The organism is Gordonia sp. NPDC003950 (assembly GCF_053605205.1).
Genome location: NZ_JBSGIT010000011.1, coordinates 68,005 through 90,473, shown reverse-complemented (window position 1 = coordinate 90,473; position 22,469 = coordinate 68,005). Strand labels below are relative to the sequence as shown.

Here is a 22,469-nt window from a genome sequence, read left to right as displayed (position 1 = left end):
ACCGAAAGGGCGTGCGCTGCGTCCGATCTTGCATGACGCGCACTTTCATCCGGACCCAGCAACCCCCGGCACCGCACGCCGCCGCCGACCCAAGGCCTGATCGCGACAGACCTGATCCCGACGGCCCGCCCGTACGACTGGAGATCGTCCCGGCGCCGGCGTGTGAACCCGTCGGCGTGCCCAGCAGCGCCGGCGACACCACCGCGGTGCTCGCGTCGGCGCCACCGCCCCCGGTTGCGCCGGCGCGGCGGGCGCCCGTCGGCGTACCGGCGGCGACGATCGAGGCGCGTCGCTTCGCCATCGCGATCATCACCGCCGTGTTCGAGGTGATCGACCGGCGACGCCCCGCCCATCACCTCGAACCGGTGATGTCGGCGCACCTCGTCGAACACGTCGACACGTTGGTGCGGGCCGATCTCGCGCATACCGATCCGGCGGGCGTCGGTGTGGCGGCACATGTCCGGCGCGTCCACATCCAGATGCGCGATGCCACCACCGCGGAGATCTTCGGCAGCTACGAGCGGGGACGCCGGGTGCGGGCCTTTGCCGGCCGGATCGAACGGGTGCCGTGCCGGGTTCGCCAGGCGCCCACACGCAATCGCCCCACGATCCCGGTGCGCGTCGCATACCGTTGGCGGCTGGTGGAATTCGCGCTCACGTGAGCGTGGTCTAGAGGCCCGCCCCGGACGGGGAGACGAGGATCTTCACGGCGGTCTCGTTGTGATGGAGCAACGTGTCGAATCCGTCGTCGACGAGGTTGTCGAGGCCGATGCGTCCGGTGATGAACGGTGCCAGGTCGATTCGGCCCTCCTCGACCAGTCGGATCGTCGCCGGATGACTATTGACGTAGGCGATGGTGCCGCGCACGTCGAGTTCCTTGAGCACCAGTCTCTGCATGTCGATCGATCCGGGATGGCTCCAGATCGACACCACCACCGCCACGCCCCGGGGTGCCAGGGCATCGACGAGGGCGTCCAGACCGGGCTGGACCGACGTGCATTCGAAGCCGACATCGGCGCCCCGACCGTCGGTGATCGCACGCACGCGCGCGGCGACGTCCTCGGCGGACGGGTCGATCACATGGTCGGCGACCTTGGCGTCGAGTGCCTTCTGACGGCGCAGCGAACTCGGTTCGCTGATGATGGTCCTCACCCCTTCGGCCTTGCACACCGCCGCGGTGAGCAACCCGATCGGTCCGGCCCCGGTGATGAACGCGGTGTCGCCGCTGCGCGCACCGCTGCGTTCCACGGCGTGGAAACCCACCGAGAGCGGTTCGATCAGGGCCGCCTGATCGAGCGGGATCGTCGGCGAGATCGGATGTACCCAGCGACGTTTCACCACGATCTTCTCGCCCAGCCCGCCGCCGCATCCGCCGAGGCCGATGAAGTTCATGTCCGCCGACAGGTGATAGTCGTGACTGTCGGGTCCGGTGTCGACTCCCTCGCCGATGATGTAGGGCTCGACCACCACGTGATCGCCGACCGCGACGTCGTCGACGCCGTCGCCCACGGCGTACACCACCCCCGACATCTCGTGGCCGAGCGTCACCGGCGCGCTTTCCCCACTGATCGGCTGCGGATGCCCGGCCGGTGGGATGAAGATCGGGCCGTCGGCATACTCGTGCAGGTCGGTTCCGCAGATGCCGCACCAGGCCACGTCGATGCCGACGGTGCCCGGTGTCACCACGGGTTCGTCGATGTCCTCGATCCGGATGTCGCCGCGATCGTAGTAGCGGGCTGCACGCATGGAGATCTCCTTTGATCGGGTGCGGCGCTCGGCGATGACCACCGCATCCCCGGAGTCAAACCGCCGTCGCGGCGGAGAGTCAAGCGTTGCCGGGAGTTGCAGCGGGGGCTGCGACGGCAACCGCTCGCGAAGGGAAGTGTTAGACATGTCCTAGGATCGGCGACGTGGTCAATCGGCTGTCCCCGCGTGAGGCGATGTACTACTTCATGGATCCGACGGGGGCCACGAGTCATCTGGGCGCACTGCTCGTCGTCGACGAGGCGTCGTCGGAGCAGGCCGATCAGACACCCCCCGTCGATTACCCGTCGCTGGTGTCGCTGGTGGAGAACCGACTGCAGATCGCGCCGCGCTACCGGCAGGTCGTGTGCCCGGTGACGCTGGGTCTGGCCCGGCCGGTGTGGGCCGACGACCCCGATTTCGACATCAACTTCCACATCCGGCGATCCGGTCTGCCGCGTCCCGGTTCGATGGGCGATCTCGCCGATCTGATCGCCCGGGTGATGTCGCGGCCGCTCGACCGCTCGCGGCCACTGTGGGAGATGTATCTGATCGAAGGTCTCGGCGACGGCGGCCATGCCCTCCTCACCAAGACCCATCGATGCCTCGTCGACACGTACGGGCCGGAGATGTCGGAGGTGATCACCGACGAATCGGCGCAGGTCCGCCACCTCGATCCCGACGTGTGGATGCCCGGCCATCCCCCGGGCGCCGCCGCGCTGGCGATCGGGGCGGTCGCCGAGGCGGTGTCGCGTCCCGGTGAGTTGTTCGAGTCGGTCGTCGCCGGCAACGGTGTCATCGGCGGGGTCCGCTCGCTGGTCGGTTTCACCGTCGACCGGGTGGGAGACCTGCTGGCCCAGGTGACCGACTCGACGCCGTCGAGCCCGCTGGACGCACCGGGAACCTCGTCGCAGATGTTCGCGGTGGCCTCGGTGCCCCGGCGGGACTGCGCGAAGATCGCCGAGCGGCACGGCTGCACGGTCAACGACGTGGTGCTGGCGATCATCGGCGGCGTCCTGCGGCGGTGGCTGCTGTCCTACGACGTGGCCGCCCCCATCACCGGCACCGTGCGGGTGGAGATCCCGTTGACCACCCGCGATCCCGGGGTGATCACCTCCGCCGAAGCCGGTGATCGGTGGGTCGACGTCGGCGCGCCGGGTTTCGTCACCGATCTGCCGATCGGGGAGGACAACCCGACCGTGCGACTCGCGCAGGTGGCCGGGCTGGCCGATCGGTACTCGCAGTCGTCGCGGCGGGTCACCCAGGGGCCTCGCCCGATCCTGTCGGAGCTGGGCGTGGTGCCCTTCCCCGAGCTGGGTTCGTGGGCGTTCCGGTCGTGGGGAAAGCGCGGTTACAACGTCCCGATCGCCATCGGGGCCGCACCCGTCGCCGATCGGTATGTGTTGGGGCGCAAGGTATCCGGCATCTACTCGATTCCCGGGCTGGTGGCCGGGCATTCGCTGTCGATCGGCGTCGTGGAGTATGCCGGAGCGTTGCGGTTCGCCTTCACCGCCGACCGGGGCGTCATCGCCGACCTGCCGGCGCTGGCCGACTACGTCACCGAGTCGTTCGAGGAACTCGTCGGTGCCGACTGACCCGGACCGGCGGCCGGTCGGGGCGTCTCCTACGCTGATCGGCGTGTGGCGCAGCGGCGGCGAGTGTGACGAGGTGTGGCGATGAGGGTCTATTTTCCGGCGACGTTGACGATGCTGACGGCGCTGCAGTCGACGGGGGAGTTCACGCCGGTCAGTGGCACCGGGTTCGCACTCACCCCGGCGCTGCGGGAGTCGTTCCTCGCCGGCGACGACGAGGAACTCGCCGAGGTCGCCATGCGGGAGGCCGCGCGGGCGTCGCTGCGGTTGCTCGCCGACGATTCCTCGGAGCTGCCGATCCGGCGGGTGGTGGTGGCCGCCGACGTCTCCGATGCCACGCTGCGGCCCGATCTCGACGTCGCGGTGGTGCGGGTGGCGGGCCCGATCCCGCGGACCTCGATCGCCTCGGTGCACGTCGACGGCACCGACGCCGAGCCGGCGGTGCGGACGGCCGTCGAGGTGATCGATGCCGCCGATCTCGGTGACGAGGACGCCGAACTCGCCGTCGGCGACGTCGAGGACTTCGATCTCGCCTGGTATGCCACGCAGGAGCTGCCGTTCCTGCTCGAGTTGCTCTGAGTCCTGCTCCCCGGACCGCCATCGCGGATCAGGTTTCGGTGGCGTAACCTACGGGTGCGTAGGTTACGCCTCGATCGTCGGTCGGGGCGCACGGATCGAGAACTAGAGGACGGTGATCGATGGGCATCCGGGATCGCTTCGAGGCGCCGGTATCGGGAATCGCGGCACGCAGCCGGGCCGGCCAGTGGGTGCGCGCCGCCGTGGCGCGGATGACCACTCCGCTGCTGCCCGACGACTATCTGCATCTGGCGAATCCGCTGTGGTCGGCGCGTGAACTGCGCGGCCGGATCGAGTCGGTCACCCGGGAGACCGATGACACGGCGACCATCCGCATCCGGCCGGGCTGGGGATTCACCTTCGACTACGCCCCGGGCCAGTACATCGGCATCGGCGTCCTCGTCGACGGCCGCTGGACCTGGCGGTCGTACTCGCTCACCTCGGTGCCCGACACCACCCGGACCAACGGCCTCGTCGCCATCACGGTGAAGGCGATGCCCGAGGGATTCCTGTCCTCGCATCTGGTCAACGGACTGACACCGGGCACGATCGTCCGGCTGGCCGCCCCGCAGGGGGAGTTCGTCCTGCCGGATCCGCTGCCACCGAAGATCCTCTTCGCCACCGCGGGCAGTGGCCTCACGCCGATCATCTCGATGCTGCGGACCATGACCCATCGTCATCAGCGCACCGACATCACGCTGATCCACTCCACCCCGACGCCGGAGAGTCTGCTGTTCGCCACCGAACTCGACGACCTCGCCGCGTCCGGGATGATCGACCTGCACGTCCGCCACACCCGGGTCGACGGGAAACTCACCCCCGCCGATCTGACCACCCTGTGTCCGGACTGGACCGGGCGGGCCACCTGGGCGTGCGGGCCGTCGGGCTTCCTGGAGATGCTGACCGGGGCCTTCGATTCCGCCGGGGTCGCCGGGAACCTGCACATCGAGCGGTTCGCCCTCGAACGCGGGGCCGTGGGGGCACAGGGCGGCACGGTGACCTTCGGACGGGCCGGCCGCAGCGTAGAGGTCGACGGGGCGACGACCCTGCTCGAGGCCGGCGAGTCGGCCGCGGTCATCATGCCGTTCGGCTGCCGGATGGGGATCTGCCAGAGTTGCGTGGTGATGCTCGACAAGGGCTGCGTGCGTGACCTGCGGTCCGGCGCCGAACACGTCGAGGGGGAACGCATCCAGACCTGCGTGAGCGCCGCGGCCGGGGACTGCACGATCGACGTCTGACACGCATCGCGACCGGGGGTCGATACCGGTGTTCGCGCCGCCGTCCCCGCCGACGGGTTAGGCTCGATGGGCGACGCTGTCGACCACGGAGGAGATCCGCGTGCGAGCCGAACTGATCGAACTGACGACGACGAGCGATGTGCCGGTCCTGTCCGACGGCGTCATCACGCTGCGGGCACATCAGACCGACGACGTCGAGAGAGTGGTCGGGTACGCCACCGACCCGCTGACGATGCGCTGGGCGAAGATGCCCTCACCCTATGGCCGATCCGACGCCGAGCGTTTCATCATCGGTGCGCTGCAGGGCTGGCGGGACGGCAAGTCCATGATCTGGGCGATCGAACACGAGGGCCGATTCATCGGCAGCATGGATCTGCGGGGTTCCGGCCGGATCGTCGACATGGGTTTCGGTCTGCACCCCGATGCGCGTGGTCTCGGCCTGGTCCGTCGGGCGATGGTGCTCGCCATGGAGTACGCGGTCGCCGAGCGTGACGTCGAGGTGGTGCGCTGGGAGGCGGCCGAGGGCAACCTGTCGAGCCTGAAGGCCGCCCACGCCGCAGGCTTCACCCTGGTGGGGCGGCTGCCGGACTGGCTGGAGATGAACAGCGGCGTCGTCGACGCGTGGTGCGGCAAGTGGCATGCCGGCGACAGCTTCGACCCCAAAACTACCTGGCATGCAACGACTTTCGAGACCGAACGGTTCCGGTTGCGGCCCCTGGAGGTCAAGGACGACGAGCGGATCCGGGAGACCCTCGACGACCCGATCTCACGCAAATACCTGTTCGGCCGTCCCGATCCGCTGACCGTCGAGCATGCCGCCGCCGAACGCACCCGCAAGTGGTGGACCGCCGCGTGCGGGCAGACCTGCACCTGGGCGGTCGCCGACCGCGAGACCGACAAGTACATGGCCGACATCTCGCTGTTCAAGATCGATCCCGTCGTCGGTGCCGAGGCCGGCTTCTACACCCATCCCGAATCCCGCGGTCTCGGCGTGCTGGGGGAGACGTTCCCGGCGGCGGTCCGGCACAGCTTCGATGTGCTCGGGCTGCGCCGGCTGACGATGTTCGCCGCCGACTCCAACGAGGGCAGCAAGAAGCTCGCGTTGCGCGCCGGATTCCACGAGTTCGGGACCCAGCCCCTCGCGGCCAGCTCCGACGGGCGCATCGAGGACCTCGTCGGATACGAGCTGCTGCGGGACTGATCCGCCCCCGGCGCGGACCGCCCGGTGGTCCGCGCCACACCTCACCATCGTTCATTGCCATCGCTGGACACCACGCCCGACGACAACCTACGCTGTCGTAAGTTACGGAAACGTAGCCGTAGGCATGAGGGGGTTCTGCCCGCGGCGTGAGTCGAGAGGGAGCGCATGGCGATCACCGACATTCCCGAATACGCCCACCTGTCCGAATCCGACATCGAGGCCCTCGGGGCCGAGCTCGACGCCATCCGCGCCGACATCGAGGCGGCGCGCGGCGAGCGGGATGCCCGCTACATCCGCAACACCATCCGCTTCCAGCGAGGCCTCGAACTGGCCGGGCGGACGATGATCGCCGGATCGCGCAACCGGACCCTGTGGTGGGCCGGCGCGGCCACCCTCGGCGTCGCGAAGATCGTCGAGAACATGGAACTCGGCCACAACGTGATGCACGGGCAGTGGGACTGGATGAACGATCCCGAGGTGCATTCGACCACCTGGGAGTGGGACAACACCGACCCGTCGGCGCACTGGAAGCACACCCACAACTACATCCATCACAAGTACACCAACGTGCTGGGCATGGACGACGACGTGGGCTACGGTCTGCTGCGCGTGACCCGCGATCAGCGCTGGCGGCCGTTCAACTACGGCAACCTGGTGTACAACACGCTGCTAGCCCTGCTGTTCGAATACGGTGTCGCCGCACAGCATCTCGAGCTCGGCAAGAAGCGCAAGACGCCCGAGGCCAAGGAGCAGTTCCGCCGTGACCTGAATGATGTCGGCCGCAAGGTCGGCAAACAGGTCGCCAAGGACTACCTCATCCACCCGTCACTCGTGGCCGCGGCCGCGGTGGCCGTCGGTGGCGACAAGCGCTCGGCGGCAACGGCTTTCCGTAAGGCGGTGACCGCCGATGCGATGGCCAGCGCCATCCGCAACGTGTGGAGCAACGCGGTCATCTTCTGCGGTCACTTCCCCGACGGTGCCGAGAAGTTCACCAAGCAGGATGTCGACAGCGAGACGCAGGCGCAGTGGTATCTGCGACAGATGTTGGGCAGCGCCAACTTCCGGTGCGGTCCGATCCTGGCCTTCATGAGCGGCAACCTGTCGTATCAGATCGAGCACCACATCTTCCCGGATCTGCCGAGCAACCGGCTCGCCGAGATCGCGGTGCGGGTGCAGGCGCTGTGTGAGAAGTACGACCTGCCCTACACCACCGGCTCGTTCCCGCTGCAGTACGCGAAGTCGTGGCGCACCATCGCCAAACTGTCGCTGCCGAACAAGTACCTGAAGGCGACCGCCGACGACGCGCCGGAGACCGCATCCGAGCGCCGGTTCAAGCAGGACCTGCCGGCCGGGGCCCGGTTGGCGTCGACCACCGATCCGATGACCGGGCGTCGCCGGGGACTGCGGTCGGCCATCAGGGCGCTGCGTGACCGCCGAAACGGGGATCGTCGCAACCGACTTGGACGGTCGTCCCAGGTCATCGGGTCGCGGGCGGCCTGAGGGCAGGTGGCCCCGGTGGGTGTGGTGAGGGCATAATCGACGGCGATGGCAATCACCGACATCAATGAGTACGCGCACCTGACCGACGCCGACGTGGAAGCGCTCGGCGCCGAACTCGACGCCCTTCGACGGGAGGTCGAGGCCGACCGCGGTCTCCGCGATGTCCGGTACCTCCGCCGCACGATCCTCGCCCAGCGGGCCCTCGAGGTCACCGGCCGGGCGTTGCTGCTCGGCAGTCACAAGCGTCCGTTGTGGCTGCTCGGGACGGGTTCCCTCGCGCTGGCCAAGATCATCGAGAACATGGAGCTCGGGCACAACGTGATGCACGGGCAGTGGGACTGGATGAATGATCCCGAGGTGCATTCGACCACCTGGGAATGGGACATGGTGTGCGCGTCGCCGCACTGGAAGCACTCCCACAACTACATCCATCACAAGTACACCAACGTCGTCGGCATGGATCACGACGTGGGCTACAAGATCCTGCGCGTGACCCGCGACGAGGAGTGGGAACCGCGCCGGCTCTTCCAGCCGCTGTTCAACGTGATGCTCGCGGCCACCTTCGAATGGGGGATCGGCCTGCACGATCTCGCGCTCAAGGACGTCCTCGAGGGCAAGAAGCCGATGTCGGAGGCGCGGCCGCAGATCCAGGAGTTCGGCCGCAAGATCGGCAAGCAGGTCGCCAAGGACTACGTGCTGTTCCCGGCCCTGACCGGCCCCAACTTCCGGCACACGCTGACCGCGAACCTCACGGCCAACCTGATCCGCAACCTGTGGGCGTACGTGGTCATCTTCTGCGGTCACTTCCCCGACGGGGCCGAGAAGTTCACCGTCGACACCCTGGACAACGAGACCCAGGGCCAGTGGTATCTCCGACAGATGTTGGGCAGCGCCAACTTTCGGGCCGGACCGGCGATGGCGTTCATGTCCGGGAACCTCTGCTATCAGATCGAACACCACCTCTACCCGGATCTGCCGAGCAACCGGCTCGCCGAGATCGCGGTCCGGGTGCGGGCGCTGTGCGACAAGTACGACCTGCCCTACACCACCGGCTCGCTGTGGTTCCAGTACCTCAAGACACTGCGGACCATCAACAAGCTGGCCCTGCCGGATCGGTTCCTGCGTGACACCGCCGACGACGCCCCGGAAACCGCCTCCGAGCGCCGCTTCGTCGGCACCGACCGGGCTCTCGGCCTCAAGACGGCCATCGCCGAGGTGCGTCGGCGTCGGCGTTTACGCCGTCGCGCGAGCGCGTAAGCGCCCCTGGGCCGCGACACCCTGGACCTCGTGCCCGCGTTCGGTGATCGCGAACCACCCCCACAGCGCCAGTCCGGCCGCTGCCGCGCCGGCCCCCGCGGCACAGACCAGTGACCACCCGCCGGTCTGATAGGCCCAGCCGCCGAACGCGGAGCCGATGACGCCCCCGGTGAAGTAGGCGACCATGTACGCCGTCGTCAGGCGGGAGCGGGCCTCGCCGTCGAGTGAGTACACCGCCGCCTGGTTGGCGATCTGCACACCCTGCACCCCGAAGTCGAAGACCAGCAGGGCGATGATCAGCACGATCACCTGATGCGCACCCACCCACAGCAGGCCCCAGCTCACCAGCTGAACCAGCCAGACGCCGTACTGCGTGTGCCGCAGGAAACCGCGGTCGGCGAGCCTGCCGACCCGGGGTGCGGCCATCGCGCCGGCCACGCCGGCGAGACCGAACAGCCCGATCGCGGCGTCGGAGAAGTGATACGACGAGCCGTGCGCTCCGGCGAGCAGGAACGCGATCGCCGTCCACATGGCGCTGAACGTCGCCATGTTGAGTCCACCCAGCAGCATGCGATGCCGGAGGACGTTCTCGGTGCGGATCAGGGTGAAGATGGACCCCAGCACCCGCAGATAGCTGTTTCCGCCCGTCGACGTGGCCGTCTGCGGGGCCCGGAACCAGACAGCAAGGGCCATCACGACCTGGACGACGGCGGCCACGACGAGAACGGTGCGCCAGCCGCCGGCCTCGGCGATCAGCCCGGAGATGACGCGGGAGAACAGGATGCCGATGAGCAGACCGCTCATCACGGTGCCGACCACCGCGCCACGCTCGCCCGGTCCGGCGATCGCGGCCGCCCACGGGACGACCACCTGCGCCGCCGACGCGGAGATCCCGACGGCGAACACCATCACCATCAGGACCGCGTAGGCGGGGGCCGCGGCGGCGATGGCCAGGCCGACACACGAGACGATCAACAGGCCGCTGACCAGGCGACGCCGATTGACGAAGTCGCCGAGCGGGACGACGAGCGCGAGGCCGATCAGATAGCCGGCCTGGGTGACGGAGATGATCAGCCCGGCGGCGGTGGTGGACACCCCGAAATCGGAACCCACCTCATGCAGCAGTGGCTGCAGATAGTAGAGGCACCCGGCCGACGATCCGGCGGTCAGGGCGAACAGCAGGACGACGACGCGACTCAGTCGGGTACTCGCCGATGAGGCCGGCGTATCGGTGGACGTGTGCATGTCACCATCGTGACGCACATCGGCCATGATGAAAAGCGATAGATTTCGATATAGACATCTCTTCTCGAGATGGGTAGCAGGTTCGGCGGGAGGAAGACCATGGAACTCCGACAGCTCGAGTACTTTCTCGCGTGCTGCGATACCGGCACGTTCACCGCGGCCGCGAAGTCACTGCACGTGGTGCAGTCGGCGGTGTCGTCGTCGGTGGCCAAACTGGAGAAGGAGGTCGGTGCGCGACTGTTCGACCGCACCACCACGGCGCTGGTCCTGACCGAGGCCGGACAGGCGATCGTCGAACCCGCCCGGGCCGCGCTACGCGCGCGGTCGGAGATCGTGGAGGCGATCGGGGCATTGCGGGGTGACATCTCCGGGCATGTGTCGGTGGGTGCCCTGATCAACATCGCCACCATCGATCTGGCCGAGGCCTTCGGCGAGGTGCACCGGCGGCATCCGGGGATCACGATCGCGATGCGCCAGAATCAGCAGGGCAGTGCCGGCAACGTGCGCGGAATCCGGGACGGGACACTCGATCTGGCTCTTCTCGGTGGATTGCCGGACCAGGTCCCCGGCGTGGTCGCGCACCGATTGGCCGCGGAACCGCTGGTGCTCGTCGGCTCCCCGGATCATCCTCTGATGCAGGCGGGTTCGTTCTCGGTGGCCGATCTCGCCGACGAACGCACCATCGATTTCCCGCCGGGATGGGGGACGCGGGCCATCACGGATCGTTATGTGCCGAATCGGCGGTCGGTCATCGAGGTGGCAGATCAGGACTTTGGAATCCAGTTGGCGCTCAACGGTTTCGGACTGAGTCTGGTGCCCACCAGTGTGGTGGCCGGACATCCACGGGCGCGTCCGGCGCACTGCCGGGATGCGGATCTGACCTGGGTTATCTCCATCGCGCATTCGGCCACCCGGACGCCGTCCACGGTGGCGCGGGCGGTGCTCGACATCGTGCGCGAGGTGACGACGGAACGGGCTATCGAGAACGGTTCCCGCCACGGCTAGGATCGGTGGGTATGACCGGGCCGAGCCTCACTGATGTCTTCAATTCCACGAGCGCGGATTTCGATGCCGTGACACCCGAGGTGTGGGGTCCCGCGGGGACCGCGCTGGCCGCCGCCGCAGGCCTGCGCGCCGGTGATCGTGTGCTCGACATCTGTTGCGGCACCGGCGCCAGTGCGCTGGCCGCCGCCCGCCTCGTCGGCCCCGAGGGTGCGGTCACCGCAGTCGATTTCGCCGCCGAGCTGATCGAGCGGGCCCGGCGAACGCGGATGCGGCGGGACTGCGAACCATCGACTTCCGGGTGGGCGACGTCACAGCCCTGCCGCAGCGATACCGGTCCGACTTCGACGCCCTGACCTGTGGCTTCGGCGTCTTCTTCCTCCCCGACATGGACGATACGGTGCGCAGCCTCCTGACGCTGCTGCGCGCAGGTGGTCGAGTCGCCTTTGCCGTCTGGCATGAGGACGCACTGCACGATTTCACCGCCGCATACTTCGCCGAGGTGTCCCGGGTGACCGGTGCACCGCCACCGCCGTCGTTGCGCGCACCGTCGGACGGCCCGCGGCATCCGATCACCCGCATCGACACGGTGGACAAGATCACCGCCTGGCTCGAATCCCTCGGCACAGTTCACGCATCGGCGACGGTGTTGCCGTTGCGGGTACCCCCGCACCGACAACTTCTCGTGGGCGATGGTGCTCGGCAGCGGAATGCGAGGGGCGCTCCTCGATCTGGATGCCGAGCAGGTGACCGACATCCGAACGGGCTTTTTGCGGCGTCTCGCCGACGACGGCATGTCCGAGGTCAACTGCGACACCATCATCGCGACCGCTGCCCGCCCCGGGAGCGATTGAGCGGGAAGGGGAGTGGCCGACAGGCCTCAGGCGCCGACCACGCCGTGGTCGGCCATCTCGCCGACCATCGCGCAGTGCAGGTCGCAGGCGAGTTGCAGGGCTGCCTCGTCGATGTCGAATCGAGGCGAGTGATGGGAGACGGTCACACCGCGGTCGGCGTTGCTGCTACCCACCAGGGCGAAGCATCCGGGAACCTCGGTGAGTATCTCGCCGAAATCCTCTCCGGCCATGGTGCGATAGTCGGTGAGAACGGTGTCGAAGCCCTGCATGCGTTGGGTGGCTGCGGCCTCGGTGAGCTCGGCGACGTGGCGATCGTTGACGGTCGGCGGCGGCGCCACGTGCCACGTGAGCTCCATTCGCGTGCCGGTCGCCATGGCGAGGCCGGCGGTGATCTCGCGCACCCGGGCCTCGGTGTCGGCCAGTACCTGCGGTGCGAATGCGCGACAGGTCCCTCTCAGGTTCACCTCGTCCGGGATGACGTTGAAGGCATCGCCGCCGTGAATGCTGCCCACCGTCAGCACGACGGGATCCACCGGCGCGATGGTGCGGGAGGCCACCGTCTGCAGCGCGGTGATCAGTTGTGCGGCCGCGACCACGGGGTCGTGTGCGCGGTGCGGCATCGCTCCGTGCCCGCCCTGTCCGATGACGCGGATGCCGAAGTCGACGACGCCCGCCATGACCGCGCCCCGGGTCACGGCCACGGTCCCCACCGGCAGTTCATTCCAGACATGAATACCGAATGCGACGTCGACGCCGTCGAGCGCACCCTCGTCGATGCACGCTCGGGCACCACCCTGACCTTCTTCCGCCGGCTGAAACAGCAGGCGTACGCGGAGATCATCCGGAGGGTCGGCGGCCACCAGTGCGCCCGCGACCGCGAGGGCCGCCATGTGCGCGTCGTGCCCGCACGCGTGCATGCGACCGTCGTGTTGCGACGCGAACGTCAACCCCGTCTCCTCGGTGACGGGGAGTCCGTCCATATCGGCGCGCAGTAGCAGCGTCCGCGCCGCGGTCGCGGGCCCGATGTCGGCGATGAAGCCAGTGGTGGCAATCGGCCGGCACTGCGCGTAGGTGCTCACGTAACTCATCACCGTGCGGCGCGTCTCGTGTTCGCAGAAGCCGATCTCGGGGATGCGGTGCAGTGCGCGACGTAACCGGACGAGATCGGTTGCGGCGTCGATCGTCACGTCGCCTCCTCGGTCGATTCGCACGGGCCGTATGCCGATCCCATCGTAGTGGTGCCCGGTTGTGGGCCGACCGGAGGATGCGTGGCTCGACCCGGCGAACGGGAGCTGCAGCCGACGCCGGCGGGCATCGGCACCACCGTCTGCTTCTGGCTCACCTTCTCCGCCACCGCGAACCGGGTCGGCACCTCGAACTCGGCGTCCTTGTCGACGTAGTGGTCACCCAGCAGGATCGGCGATGCCTCACTTCCGGCCTGGTGCCGGTGGCGGCGGCGCCCAGTCGGGGCGTACGACTGCACCGAGCCGGGAATGTCGGATACGCGGGTGTGGTGACGTCACGAAGTCAAGGCACCTGTGATCCGAGAAGCGTTCGACCGCAACATGTTCAGATAGGTATCGGCCTCGGTTCCCGGACGATCCAGGGATTCGGAGTACAGCGCGACGATCTCGATGTCGGACCCGGTCTCCTTGGCAAGTGCCTGTGCGAGGCGGTCGGGCTGTGAGGTGTCGACGAAGATCGCGGGGACCGATGATTCGTTGATCGCGCCGACCAGCGAGGCGAGATCGGAACTACTGGGTGAGGCCAGCGTGGTTCCGCTCGGGATGATGGCGCCGACGACCTCGAAGTCGTATCGGTCGGCGAGATAGCCGAAGACGTGGTGATTGGTCACGAGTTTGCGCCGGTCGGCCGGAACCGTGGCGAATTGGTCGGTCATCTCCTGATCGAGTCGGGTGAGCTCGGCGAGGTAGTCGTCGGTGGCCTGCCGCAGCCGGTCCGTGTCGATCCCGTCCACCTCGGCCAACGCCCGCGAGATGGCTTGTGCGGCATCCTTCATGCGGGTGGGATCGGTCCAGAAATGAGGATCCTGGGTGCCGGCCGCGTCCCCGGTGGTGTAGGCCAGCGGCCGGGCCGCCGCGGCCGCCTCGACGGTGGGCACCCCGTCGTCGTCGGCGGCACTGACGTGTTGTTCGATGCCTTCCTCGAGTCCGAGGCCGTTGTAGACGATCAGACCGGCGGTGCGCATGGTGTTCGCCTCGCGCGCGGAGATGCCGAAGGAATGGGGGTCGGCATTGGGTTTCATCAATGTGGTCACGGTGGCCTGGTCGCCGACGAGCTCGGTGACGACGTCGCCGAGGATGTTGGTGGTGACCACCACCTGCGGGCGGTCGTCGGCGCCGGTGCCACACCCGACCGCGGCGATGGCCGCGACGAGAATCACGAACATGGCCACAAGGCGAGCCGGCGGGTGCGTGATCGCGTGTCGTGGGGTGGTTGTCACCGACCGACCTCCACCATCAGCTCCGGTGCGCCGTCGGTGGGAAACGTCCGGGCGATCCGCAAGGCGTCGGCGTGGTCGACCTCGACGATCTGATGGGTGGCCGGGGCCGAGAGGTAGGCACGATCGGAGTCGACGGTCAGCGCGGATTCCACTCTGGCGCCGGGTATCTCGGCCGCCGCGATCCGCCGTCCGTCGCCGATGGTCACACTGCGTAACGTTGCGGCCTCGGTGAGTTCGACGACGTTCGCGTCCCGGCCCGGCGCCACGGCGGTCGCGATCGGGTCTGCCGACGCCGTCCACTCGAGGGTTCGCGTGGCGGAATTGATCGCCCACACCCCGGCCGGGGTGGGTGCCGCCGCGTAGTTGCTCCGGGGCCGGAAGGTGAGGCCGGTGGCCCGTGGTCCGCGGGATCCGTACTCGAGGAGTTGACTGCTGACCCGTCCGGCGGTGGTGGTGAACAGGGCGATGCCCTGTTCACACGAGACGGCCACCACGTTGCGCAGCATCGCGGCTCCGCGGGGATCCAGGCACTGTTGCTCGGTACCGAGTGATGTGCCCTGCGTGTCGGTGTGGACGAGGGTGTCCGCGGGCTTGTCGGGATCGGTTCCCCGAGCCATCACCAGACCGTCGCGGTAAGGGATCGCGAACCCGGACGTGCTGCCGGTGGACAGGGTGCGTAGCTCTGTGACATCGCCGTCCTCCAATGCTTTTCGGTCGAGGAGCATGACGCTGCCGTCTTCGGAACCGAGTGCGGTGAGCGGGCCCGCCCCGGCGATCGAGGTGACCGCCGCCGATGCCGTCACCGTGCCCAGCGCGGCCGAGGGGGCCCGGTAGTAGTGGACGTGGTCGCTGTGATCGACCGTCCAGCCGCCACTGTCGACCACCTCGACCGTGGTGCCGTCGGTGGCGTAGACGAACCGCCCGTCCTCGTCGAGGCGCCGGATGGGGATGCTCAGGTCGACCGTCGAGGTCGCTTCCGTTGCCACGTCGACCAGCCGAATCCGCCTGTCGCCGGCGGCGGCATAGGCCAGCGAGATCTGGGGCTCGGGCTTCTCTTGTGCGCCTTGGACATACCCGTGCGGCGTCGCCTCATCGGAAGCGTCCGAACGGGTCTGATCATCCGCGCCGCACGCCGACAGTGCGACGGCGGCGCCGGTGATCATCGCGATCGCGGCTGGTCGGATTCGATTGCGCACCTGCGCAGGTCCTTTCGTGTGTGAGTGCCCACGTTCCCGTTGGTGACGCGGCGTAACGCCCGGGCGGCGGTCCGGGCGACGAGGGTGAGGAAGAACAGGATCACCGCGGTGGTCGCGATGGTGGCGCCGGCCGCGGTGGCGGCGTGCCACGAGACCAGCAGGCCGATCACCGTCGACGCCGAACCGAATGCGAACGCCACCCCCATCGCGGCCGGTACCCGACGCACGATCAGCAGCGCACTGGCCGACGGTGCGACGAGCATCCCGAAGGCCAGCAGGGTGCCGACGACGCTGAAGGCGCCGGCCATGGCAACGGCGAGCGTGAGCACCATCATCAGATTGGTCGTGACCGGTCGCAGTCCGAGGGTGCGCGCCTTGCGTTCGTCGAACGTCACCGCCAGAAACGCCCGGTAGAACGCCGTGGTGACGAGTCCAACGATGGCGACGAGAGCCAGGAGCCGGCCGATGTCGCCGGTGGTGATGGCGAGGACGTCGCCGAACAGGAATGCGGTGAGATCCGTTGCGAACGACGAGGAATAGGACACGATGATGACACCGATCCCCAGCAGTCCGACGAACAAGAGGCCGATCGAGGTGTCTCTGCCGAAATCCTGATGGGTTCGCATGGCCTCGACCCCGAGGACCATGACCACCGCGCTCACCGCGGCGCCGACGACGAGGTCGATGCCGAACAGGGAGGCGATCGCGACGCCGGGGAGCATGGCGTGTCCCATGGCCTCGCCCAGGAATGTCAGCCCGCGGGCGATCACCCAGACACCGACCAGTGCGCACAGTGCCGACAGGGCGATGCCGCCCCAGAGTGCTCGTTGGACGAAGGCGACACCCAGTGGTTCGAATAGTCCGACAAGCACGGCATAATGCTATCGGTTGTCATTTGCGGTAAGGAATGGGGGTGTGCGGTGTCGGGCTTCGACGTTCGTGGATTGGGTTTCGGCTATGGCGCCACGGTGATCTTCGACGGCTTCGATGCCGACCTCCCTGCGGGCCGCGTGACCGCCCTCGTGGGTGGGAACGGCTCGGGAAAGAGCACGCTGCTCAACATCTTTGCCGGTATTCTGCGGCCGGACGCCGGGGGGATTCGGCCACATCCGCAGTGTCCGGCCATACTGGCCCAGCGCACCGAGCATATCGACGGGCTTCCGTTGACGGTCCGGGATTGCGTGCGGATCGGTCGCTACGCGCAGGTCCCGTTCTGGCGTCCGCTCGGTGCGCGTCACCGTCGGGCCGCCGACGAGATGATCGAACGAGTCGGCATGGTCGAGCATCGCAACGCGCGGTTGCGCGACCTCTCCGGCGGGCAGCGGCAACGGACGATGATCGCGCAGACCATGGTGCAGCAGGCCGACCTCTATCTCCTCGACGAACCGTCGGCTGCCCTCGACGCGGCAGGAAAACAGGTCCTGTTCACACTGCTGCGCGAAAAGGCCGAACTGGGGAAGGCGATCCTGATCGCCACGCACGATGACGACGAGGTGGCCTTCTGTGATCGGGTGATCGACCTGGGTCGGCCGACGGGCGGGTAACAGAACAGACTTCTCTGAATACATGATCAGATGTACCGTCGCGGGCGTGGAGAATGTGGCGCGCCCGGGACGCCCCTGACGCGTTCGGTTACGCCCTGTCGGATTCGACGCGCACCCAGGTCTTGCTGCGTTTACGCAGCGGCGGTGCCTACCCGTCCGACCTGGCCGAGTCGATCGGCGTCACCTGGCAACCACTGTCCAAATCACCTGAGCTGCCTGCGGGGATGCGGGCATCGTCGGGCGCACTGATCGGGTTCGGGCCGGATTCGGTGATCGAGGTGTCCTCGGGGGCCGCGGTACAGACCCTGCTGTGCACCTAACTCTCCGCGGTACTGCTGGTCGGGCTGGTCCTCAATGCGAGGCCGGGCTGGTCGTGGGCCGATCCGATCGCGGCCCTGGTGATCGCGGCGATCGCCCTGCGTGAAGGTGTCAACGCGTGGAAGGGGGATGCATGCTGCGCGCCATCGGTCGAGGCACATGCCTCCGCCACCGCCCACGATGCGACTGCTGCGATGACTGAGTGGTCAACGCGGGCATGAATGCGGTTGTCGCAGATCAGCTTGTCGGTGCTGACTTCGTGACCGAAACCGCGGCGTGCGCCTGCTGACCGTGCCCGACGATCCCCCTGTCGTCCAGCGCCGCGGCCGTCGCGCGCACCCGATTGTTGCTCAGCCACACGATCAGCCAGACGGCGCACACGATGCTGACGATCAGGAAGCTCGGGGGAGCGTTGAACATCGCCGCGAGCATCAGACCCGCCCAGACCGACGCGACGGACAGGACGGTCGAGCCGATCATCGCGCGCAACGGGCGGGGCGTGAGCATGATCGCCGTCGCCGCCGGCGTGACGACGAGGGCGAACAGCAACAGCGTGCCCACCGCCTGGACGGCCATGGTCACCGTCAGGCCCAGCAGGGCCATGAAGACGATGGACAGTGCACGGATCGGGACGCCCTTGGCCTCGGCGACACCGGGATTGACCGATGTGTAGAGCAGCGGCCGGTAAATGAATCCCATGCACAAGGCCAGGAACACCAAGAGGCCGGCGAACACGAGGAGTTGACCGTGGGTGATGGCCAGCAGGTTGCCGAACAGGACGTTGGTCATCGTCGAAGAGTTCTTGGTGGCCAGTGAATTGAAGAACAATCCCAGGCCCGTCGCGAACGACAACACGGTGCCGGTCACCACCTCGCGTTCCCCGGCCTTCTTGCCGAGGAGTCCGATGACCAGTGCGCCACCCACGCAGAAGACCCCGAGGCCGAGGGTGACCGGAACCCCGATCAGTACCGCCCCCGTCGCGCCGGGGAGGCCGATGTGCGCCAGCGCGTGTGCGGCGAAGGCGGTGTTACGGACCACCACGAAGTAGCCGATCAGGCCGGCGGCCAGAGCCGCCAGCGTGCCACCGATGAGGGCATTCTGCATGAACGACGTGGTGAAGATGGTCCACCAGTCGGATTGATAACCGATCGCGTACGCCGTCATGGGATCACGCGCTCCTGGTGTAGAGCTCGCCCTGCGGCGTGCGGAGAACCTGAATCCGGGTGCCGTACAGGTGGGTCAACAATGCCTCGTCGATCACCTCGCCGGTCGCCGCATAGTGCGCGTGGCCGTCCAGGAGATAGATGGCACCGGTGAGGAACGGCAGGAACGGATTGAGGTCGTGTGCCACCACCACGATGGTCATCGAGTACTCGACCTGCAGTCGATGGAGCAGGTCGACGATTTCGTGCTGGCTGCGCAGATCCAACGAGGCGAGTGGCTCGTCGAGAATGAGCATCGTGGGCCGGCCGACCAGTGCTTCGGCGATGGCCACCCGCTGTCGCTGACCGCCGGAAAGGGTCGCCAGGCGACGGTCGGCGAACTCCTCGGCGTTGACTGCCGCCAGCGCCTCCGACACGCGGCGTCGATCCGCCGCAGACGTACGACTGAACGCCCACCGGGTGCCGTTGAGGCCGAGGAGAACCGCATCCCGGGCCCGGATCGCGCCGCCGGATTCCTCGGCGTAGTGCTGGGGGACGTATCCGATCTGATCTCGGTCCTCACCGGGAGGTCGACCGAACACCCTGATCGTGCCGCGCGCGGGAATCAGCCCCAGTATCATGTTCAAGAGGGTGGTCTTGCCGGAGCCGTTGGTTCCGATTACCGCGAAGATCCCATCGGCGGGTACCGAGAAGGTGCCCTGGGACCAGATCACCCGGCCCCCACGAACCGCACTGACGCCGTCAAACGTCAGTGCGGGTGGAGTCGTCGGGTCAGGACTGGACACCGAGGGCCTTGGCCAGCGACGTCAGTTGGTCGACCTGCCACGACTCGAACGAGTTCTGGCCCGGCGGCACCGTCTCGGTCACCTCGACCACCGGAACCCCGGCGCTCTCGGCGGCGGTTCGGATCTGCTCGGGGGTCGATCCCTCGGTCTGGGTGTTGTAGATCAGCACGTCGACCTGACGATCGGACAGGGTCTTGATGAACGCCGCGAGGTCGGCCGGGGACGGATCACTCTCATTGGCCGCGGCGGCGGCGAACCCGGCCGGGGTCTTGTCCACCAGCCCCACTGCCTGCGCCACGTAGTCGAACACGCCCTCGGTGGCGGCGAAGGCCTTGCCCGATGCGCCGGCCTTGATCTTGGCGATCAGATCGTCGTACTCCGACAGCGAGTCGGTGAACGTCGCACGCTGCGTGGCGAAGTAGGCTTGTGCGTCCGGGCTGATCTTGGACAGTCCTTCCGTGACGGCGTCGGCGACCTTGGTGACCGCGGTCGGGCTGTACCAGAGGTGCGGGTTGGCGCCGTCTGCGGTGTCGGTGATCTGCGCGGCGTTCACCACCGGTGCATCGGGTGCCGATGCCGCGGCCAGCTTCGATGCCCACGCGTCGTAGTCGGCGCCGTTGACGACGACCATCTGCGCGTCGGTGAAGGCGGCGCTGTCGGCCGGACTGGGCTCGAAGTCGTGGGGATCGACCGAGCTGCTGGCCACGATCGTCTTCACGTTGGCGCACTTGCCACCGAGTTCGGAAACGATGTCACCCCACTGGTCGACGCTGACCACCACGTTCACCGGGGTGGTCGGGCATGCGGGGGCGTTGGCGGCGGGTCCGGAACTGCTCGACGACGCGGTGCCGGAGTCCGAACTGCATCCGGCCAGTCCGAGTGGGATCAGGAGGGCCGCGGCCGCGACGAGTCCCAGCCGCCTGGAGAAGAAGGTCATAGCCGGTAATGATAACCGATGCCAGCAAGGGGTGTGTGGTCACCCGGGCGGTTCGTCGTCCGGATGGCGATCACGGCCCCGTCATGGCGCCCGGCCGATCAAATGAGCGCCTCGACGAAGGGATTGATGGCCGTGTCGGGATCGTGCTTGGCCCATCCCTCGGGACCGATCACGCCGCGGTAGCCCGCGTCGCGAAGCCGCTGCCGCGATGGCCGCGTACGCGATCTCCCCGGTGCCCGGCTCGCAGCGTCCCGGAACATCGGCGACCGAATAGTCGCCAACGAAAGACGATGCTGTGCAGGGTAATTCGATTGTGTTCTCCTGGTCGATCTGCGCGTGGTATGGATCCGGGTTCATCCGGAGGCGGGGCGAATCCACCTCGCGCACCAGCGCCAGGGTGTCCGCGGCGCGCGCGAATGGCCCGGCCGACGCGGCGCGACACACCAGGTCGGCATGGCTGTGCGCGGGAGCGCTGATCAGCACGGCGTCGACTGCGCGGGTGGTTCGCGGCGGGCTCACCGAGGTCGACGGTGCTCGCGCGATGCGTCAGATCCTGGCCGAACCGGTGCCACCCACCGCGGTTCTGGCATTCAACGACGAATGTGCCCATGGCGTGATGGATGTCCTCATTGGAGCGGGATATGCAGCCCCCGAGGATGTTTCGGTAGTGGGTTACGACGATTTGCGACGTGCCTCGCTCGCGCCGGTTGGCCGGCGGCGGTGCAGCGGTGAAGATCGTCACCGCGCCCCATATGGTCGTCCGACAGACGGCGATACCGCCCGGAGGGCATTATTTGTGATAATGTCCGGACAATTAATCGGGAGAGGTGAGCAGATGCGTTTGGGTCTTGTTGGTTACGGAGCGGGTGGTCGGATCTTCCACGCCCCCTACATCTCTGCGGTGCCGGACATCGAGCTGGTCGGAGTCGTCACCCGCAATGCCGACCGTCGCGCCGAGGTCGCCCGTGACCTCCCGGGCACGCCGGTGTTCGATTCATTGTCGGATCTGATCGACGCCGGCGTCGACGCGGTGACCCTCACGACACCGCCCCAGACGCGACGTGAGCTGGTGCTCGAGGCGGTGGCGCGTGGTGTGCACGTCGTCGCCGACAAGCCATTCGCGCCGGATGCCGCGGGTGGGCGGGAGCTGGCGGAGGCCGCGTCGAAAGCCGGTGTGCTGCTGAGTGTTTTCCACAATCGACGGTTCGACGCGGACTTCGCGACCGTCTCCGGCATCCGCGGCGAGCTCGGTGAGTTGTGGCGGGTCGAATCACGCTACGACCTCGACGAGCCGGGTGGTCTCGACGCCGGTCCCACCGGTGGGTTGCTACGCGATCTCGGAGCGCATCTCGTCGATCAGATGCTGGTCCTGCTCGGTCCGGTGTCGGCGGTGTCGGCGCACCTGGACTGGATCGACCTCGAGGTCGGGCGCACCGACGTCGGATTCAGCGTCTCGATGCTACACAGCAACGGGGTCTTCTCGACGGTCACCGCGAGCAAGCTCAATCACATCGCCACGCGGCAATGGCGGCTCTACGGTTCGCGCGGTTCCTACGTCAGCGACGGCACCGATGCGCAGACCGAGCAGGTCCTGGCCGGTCGACGCCCGGCCGATGACCTGGCGGGTTGGGGATACGAGCGCCCGGATCGCCTCGGCGTGCTGCGTACCGATGCCGGCACCGTCACCGTCCCGTCCGCGCAGGGCCGGGCCGACGAGTTCTACCGGCGCTTCGCTGCGGCCGTCGATCATGATGGGTCGCAACCGGTCCCGGCCACCGAGGGGATCGCGGTGCTCGAGGTGCTCGACGCTGCGCGTCGAAGCAACACCGAGGGCACCACGATCCACCTCTGACC

General features: G+C 67.8%; 21 protein-coding genes and 5 pseudogenes. 15 read left to right on the top strand and 11 right to left on the bottom strand.

The window, feature by feature from the left end; translation table 11 throughout:
* The first annotated feature begins 32 nt into the window (after window positions 1-32).
* Window positions 33-662 (top strand): Rv3235 family protein, encoded by a 630-nt coding sequence (locus tag ACWETB_RS11855; RefSeq protein ID WP_452211282.1) that lies wholly within the window; start codon window positions 33-35, stop codon window positions 660-662.
* A 7-nt stretch (window positions 663-669) separates the two neighbouring features.
* Here ACWETB_RS11855 and ACWETB_RS11850 read toward each other — a convergent pair whose 3' ends face one another.
* The gene (locus tag ACWETB_RS11850) at window positions 670-1,746 is read right to left on the bottom strand and encodes a 2,3-butanediol dehydrogenase (protein ID WP_348809236.1); all 1,077 of its coding nucleotides are present in this window, start codon (window positions 1,744-1,746) and stop codon (window positions 670-672) included.
* Window positions 1,747-1,910: 164 nt separating this feature from the next.
* Here ACWETB_RS11850 and ACWETB_RS11845 point away from each other — a divergent pair, with 164 nt between their 5' ends.
* From ACWETB_RS11845 to ACWETB_RS11820, 6 genes are all read left to right on the top strand, one after another.
* Window positions 1,911-3,338, top strand: coding sequence for a wax ester/triacylglycerol synthase domain-containing protein (locus ACWETB_RS11845; RefSeq protein WP_449744204.1), 1,428 nt, complete (start codon window positions 1,911-1,913; stop codon window positions 3,336-3,338).
* Window positions 3,339-3,419: 81 nt separating this feature from the next.
* A complete protein-coding gene (locus ACWETB_RS11840; protein WP_348809238.1) occupies window positions 3,420-3,914 on the top strand; it encodes a DUF6912 family protein in 495 nt (164 codons plus the stop codon).
* 119 nt (window positions 3,915-4,033) lie between these two features.
* Window positions 4,034-5,149: a ferredoxin reductase gene (locus ACWETB_RS11835; protein WP_452211279.1), complete on the top strand. Its 1,116-nt coding sequence runs from the start codon at window positions 4,034-4,036 to the stop codon at window positions 5,147-5,149.
* A gap of 100 nt (window positions 5,150-5,249) precedes the next feature.
* Window positions 5,250-6,350 (top strand): GNAT family N-acetyltransferase, encoded by a 1,101-nt coding sequence (locus tag ACWETB_RS11830; protein WP_449744205.1) that lies wholly within the window; start codon window positions 5,250-5,252, stop codon window positions 6,348-6,350.
* Window positions 6,351-6,515: 165 nt separating this feature from the next.
* Window positions 6,516-7,850: a fatty acid desaturase family protein gene (locus ACWETB_RS11825; RefSeq protein ID WP_452211277.1), complete on the top strand. Its 1,335-nt coding sequence runs from the start codon at window positions 6,516-6,518 to the stop codon at window positions 7,848-7,850.
* A gap of 45 nt (window positions 7,851-7,895) precedes the next feature.
* Entirely contained in the window at window positions 7,896-9,107 is a 1,212-nt protein-coding gene (locus ACWETB_RS11820; protein ID WP_452211275.1) for a fatty acid desaturase family protein, read from the top strand.
* Here ACWETB_RS11820 and ACWETB_RS11815 read toward each other — a convergent pair.
* Window positions 9,084-10,352 carry an MFS transporter gene (locus ACWETB_RS11815; RefSeq protein WP_348804477.1) on the bottom strand — a complete coding sequence of 423 codons (1,269 nt, stop codon included), beginning with the start codon at window positions 10,350-10,352 and terminating at the stop codon, window positions 9,084-9,086. The two genes, ACWETB_RS11820 and ACWETB_RS11815, sit on opposite strands and share 24 nt — an antisense overlap.
* Window positions 10,353-10,451: 99 nt before the next feature.
* On the opposite strand from ACWETB_RS11815, the gene ACWETB_RS11810 reads away from it, so the two are divergent.
* From ACWETB_RS11810 to ACWETB_RS11800, 3 genes and pseudogenes are all read left to right on the top strand, one after another.
* On the top strand, window positions 10,452-11,357 hold the full coding sequence (locus ACWETB_RS11810; RefSeq protein ID WP_452211273.1) for a LysR family transcriptional regulator: 906 nt from the start codon (window positions 10,452-10,454) through the stop codon (window positions 11,355-11,357).
* Window positions 11,358-11,368: 11 nt separating this feature from the next.
* A pseudogene (locus ACWETB_RS11805) lies at window positions 11,369-11,790 on the top strand (class I SAM-dependent methyltransferase); the annotation flags it as partial.
* Between the two features lie 274 nt (window positions 11,791-12,064).
* Window positions 12,065-12,208 (top strand): hypothetical protein, encoded by a 144-nt coding sequence (locus ACWETB_RS11800; RefSeq protein ID WP_452211271.1) that lies wholly within the window; start codon window positions 12,065-12,067, stop codon window positions 12,206-12,208.
* Between the two features lie 26 nt (window positions 12,209-12,234).
* On the opposite strand, the gene ACWETB_RS11795 is transcribed toward ACWETB_RS11800, so the two are convergent.
* From ACWETB_RS11795 to aztB, 5 genes are read right to left on the bottom strand one after another with little or no spacing between them, the layout of a single operon-like run.
* Window positions 12,235-13,395, bottom strand: coding sequence for a M20 metallopeptidase family protein (locus tag ACWETB_RS11795; RefSeq protein WP_449744210.1), 1,161 nt, complete (start codon window positions 13,393-13,395; stop codon window positions 12,235-12,237).
* Entirely contained in the window at window positions 13,392-13,691 is a 300-nt protein-coding gene (locus ACWETB_RS11790) for a hypothetical protein (protein ID WP_449744211.1), read from the bottom strand. The genes ACWETB_RS11795 and ACWETB_RS11790 overlap by 4 nt, the downstream gene beginning before the upstream one ends.
* Window positions 13,692-13,727: 36 nt before the next feature.
* Window positions 13,728-14,618 (bottom strand): zinc ABC transporter substrate-binding protein AztC, encoded by an 891-nt coding sequence (gene aztC / locus ACWETB_RS11785; RefSeq protein WP_452211268.1) that lies wholly within the window; start codon window positions 14,616-14,618, stop codon window positions 13,728-13,730.
* 50 nt (window positions 14,619-14,668) lie between these two features.
* Window positions 14,669-15,868, bottom strand: a complete 1,200-nt coding sequence (locus ACWETB_RS11780) for a hypothetical protein (protein WP_449744212.1) — start codon at window positions 15,866-15,868, stop codon at window positions 14,669-14,671.
* Window positions 15,832-16,740: a zinc ABC transporter permease AztB gene (aztB, locus tag ACWETB_RS11775; RefSeq protein ID WP_452211266.1), complete on the bottom strand. Its 909-nt coding sequence runs from the start codon at window positions 16,738-16,740 to the stop codon at window positions 15,832-15,834. The genes ACWETB_RS11780 and aztB overlap by 37 nt, the downstream gene beginning before the upstream one ends.
* 48 nt (window positions 16,741-16,788) lie before the next feature.
* Here aztB and ACWETB_RS11770 point away from each other — a divergent pair, with 48 nt between their 5' ends.
* The 3 genes and pseudogenes from ACWETB_RS11770 to ACWETB_RS11760 all read left to right on the top strand — a co-directional run.
* Entirely contained in the window at window positions 16,789-17,412 is a 624-nt protein-coding gene (locus ACWETB_RS11770) for a metal ABC transporter ATP-binding protein (RefSeq protein ID WP_452211264.1), read from the top strand.
* Window positions 17,413-17,465: 53 nt separating this feature from the next.
* A pseudogene (locus ACWETB_RS11765) lies at window positions 17,466-17,643 on the top strand (ArsR family transcriptional regulator); the annotation flags it as partial.
* Window positions 17,644-17,711: 68 nt separating this feature from the next.
* A pseudogene (locus ACWETB_RS11760) lies at window positions 17,712-17,932 on the top strand (hypothetical protein); the annotation flags it as partial.
* Window positions 17,933-17,967: 35 nt separating this feature from the next.
* On the opposite strand, the gene ACWETB_RS11755 reads toward ACWETB_RS11760, so the two are convergent.
* The 4 genes and pseudogenes from ACWETB_RS11755 to ACWETB_RS11740 all read right to left on the bottom strand — a co-directional run.
* Complete coding sequence (locus ACWETB_RS11755) at window positions 17,968-18,894, bottom strand: metal ABC transporter permease (protein ID WP_452211262.1); 927 nt, start codon at window positions 18,892-18,894, stop codon at window positions 17,968-17,970.
* Between the two features lie 4 nt (window positions 18,895-18,898).
* Complete coding sequence (locus ACWETB_RS11750) at window positions 18,899-19,678, bottom strand: metal ABC transporter ATP-binding protein (RefSeq protein WP_452211260.1); 780 nt, start codon at window positions 19,676-19,678, stop codon at window positions 18,899-18,901.
* Window positions 19,665-20,615, bottom strand: coding sequence for a metal ABC transporter solute-binding protein, Zn/Mn family (locus ACWETB_RS11745; protein ID WP_452211257.1), 951 nt, complete (start codon window positions 20,613-20,615; stop codon window positions 19,665-19,667). The genes ACWETB_RS11750 and ACWETB_RS11745 overlap by 14 nt, the downstream gene beginning before the upstream one ends.
* 98 nt (window positions 20,616-20,713) lie before the next feature.
* Window positions 20,714-21,035, bottom strand: a pseudogene (locus tag ACWETB_RS11740) (TIM barrel protein); the annotation flags it as partial.
* Here ACWETB_RS11740 and ACWETB_RS11735 point away from each other — a divergent pair.
* A pseudogene (locus ACWETB_RS11735) lies at window positions 20,929-21,288 on the top strand (substrate-binding domain-containing protein); the annotation flags it as partial. The pseudogenes ACWETB_RS11740 and ACWETB_RS11735 sit on opposite strands and share 107 nt — an antisense overlap.
* Window positions 21,289-21,450: 162 nt before the next feature.
* Window positions 21,451-22,467 (top strand): Gfo/Idh/MocA family oxidoreductase, encoded by a 1,017-nt coding sequence (locus ACWETB_RS11730; RefSeq protein ID WP_452211363.1) that lies wholly within the window; start codon window positions 21,451-21,453, stop codon window positions 22,465-22,467.
* Window positions 22,468-22,469 lie beyond the last annotated feature (2 nt).

What these genes read in the sequence shown, in the direction of transcription:
- ACWETB_RS11855 (WP_452211282.1), top strand. Translation starts at nt 33, where the DNA reads ATGACGCGCACTTTCATCCGGACCCAGCAACCCCCGGCACCGCACGCC.
- ACWETB_RS11850 (WP_348809236.1), bottom strand. Translation starts at nt 1,746, where the DNA reads ATGCGTGCAGCCCGCTACTACGATCGCGGCGACATCCGGATCGAGGAC.
- ACWETB_RS11840 (WP_348809238.1), top strand. Translation starts at nt 3,420, where the DNA reads ATGAGGGTCTATTTTCCGGCGACGTTGACGATGCTGACGGCGCTGCAG.
- ACWETB_RS11835 (WP_452211279.1), top strand. Translation starts at nt 4,034, where the DNA reads ATGGGCATCCGGGATCGCTTCGAGGCGCCGGTATCGGGAATCGCGGCA.
- ACWETB_RS11825 (WP_452211277.1), top strand. Translation starts at nt 6,516, where the DNA reads ATGGCGATCACCGACATTCCCGAATACGCCCACCTGTCCGAATCCGAC.
- ACWETB_RS11820 (WP_452211275.1), top strand. Translation starts at nt 7,896, where the DNA reads ATGGCAATCACCGACATCAATGAGTACGCGCACCTGACCGACGCCGAC.
- ACWETB_RS11815 (WP_348804477.1), bottom strand. Translation starts at nt 10,352, where the DNA reads ATGCACACGTCCACCGATACGCCGGCCTCATCGGCGAGTACCCGACTG.
- ACWETB_RS11810 (WP_452211273.1), top strand. Translation starts at nt 10,452, where the DNA reads ATGGAACTCCGACAGCTCGAGTACTTTCTCGCGTGCTGCGATACCGGC.
- ACWETB_RS11800 (WP_452211271.1), top strand. Translation starts at nt 12,065, where the DNA reads ATGCGAGGGGCGCTCCTCGATCTGGATGCCGAGCAGGTGACCGACATC.
- aztC (WP_452211268.1), bottom strand. Translation starts at nt 14,618, where the DNA reads ATGTTCGTGATTCTCGTCGCGGCCATCGCCGCGGTCGGGTGTGGCACC.
- ACWETB_RS11755 (WP_452211262.1), bottom strand. Translation starts at nt 18,894, where the DNA reads ATGACGGCGTACGCGATCGGTTATCAATCCGACTGGTGGACCATCTTC.
- ACWETB_RS11745 (WP_452211257.1), bottom strand. Translation starts at nt 20,615, where the DNA reads ATGACCTTCTTCTCCAGGCGGCTGGGACTCGTCGCGGCCGCGGCCCTC.
- ACWETB_RS11730 (WP_452211363.1), top strand. Translation starts at nt 21,451, where the DNA reads ATGCGTTTGGGTCTTGTTGGTTACGGAGCGGGTGGTCGGATCTTCCAC.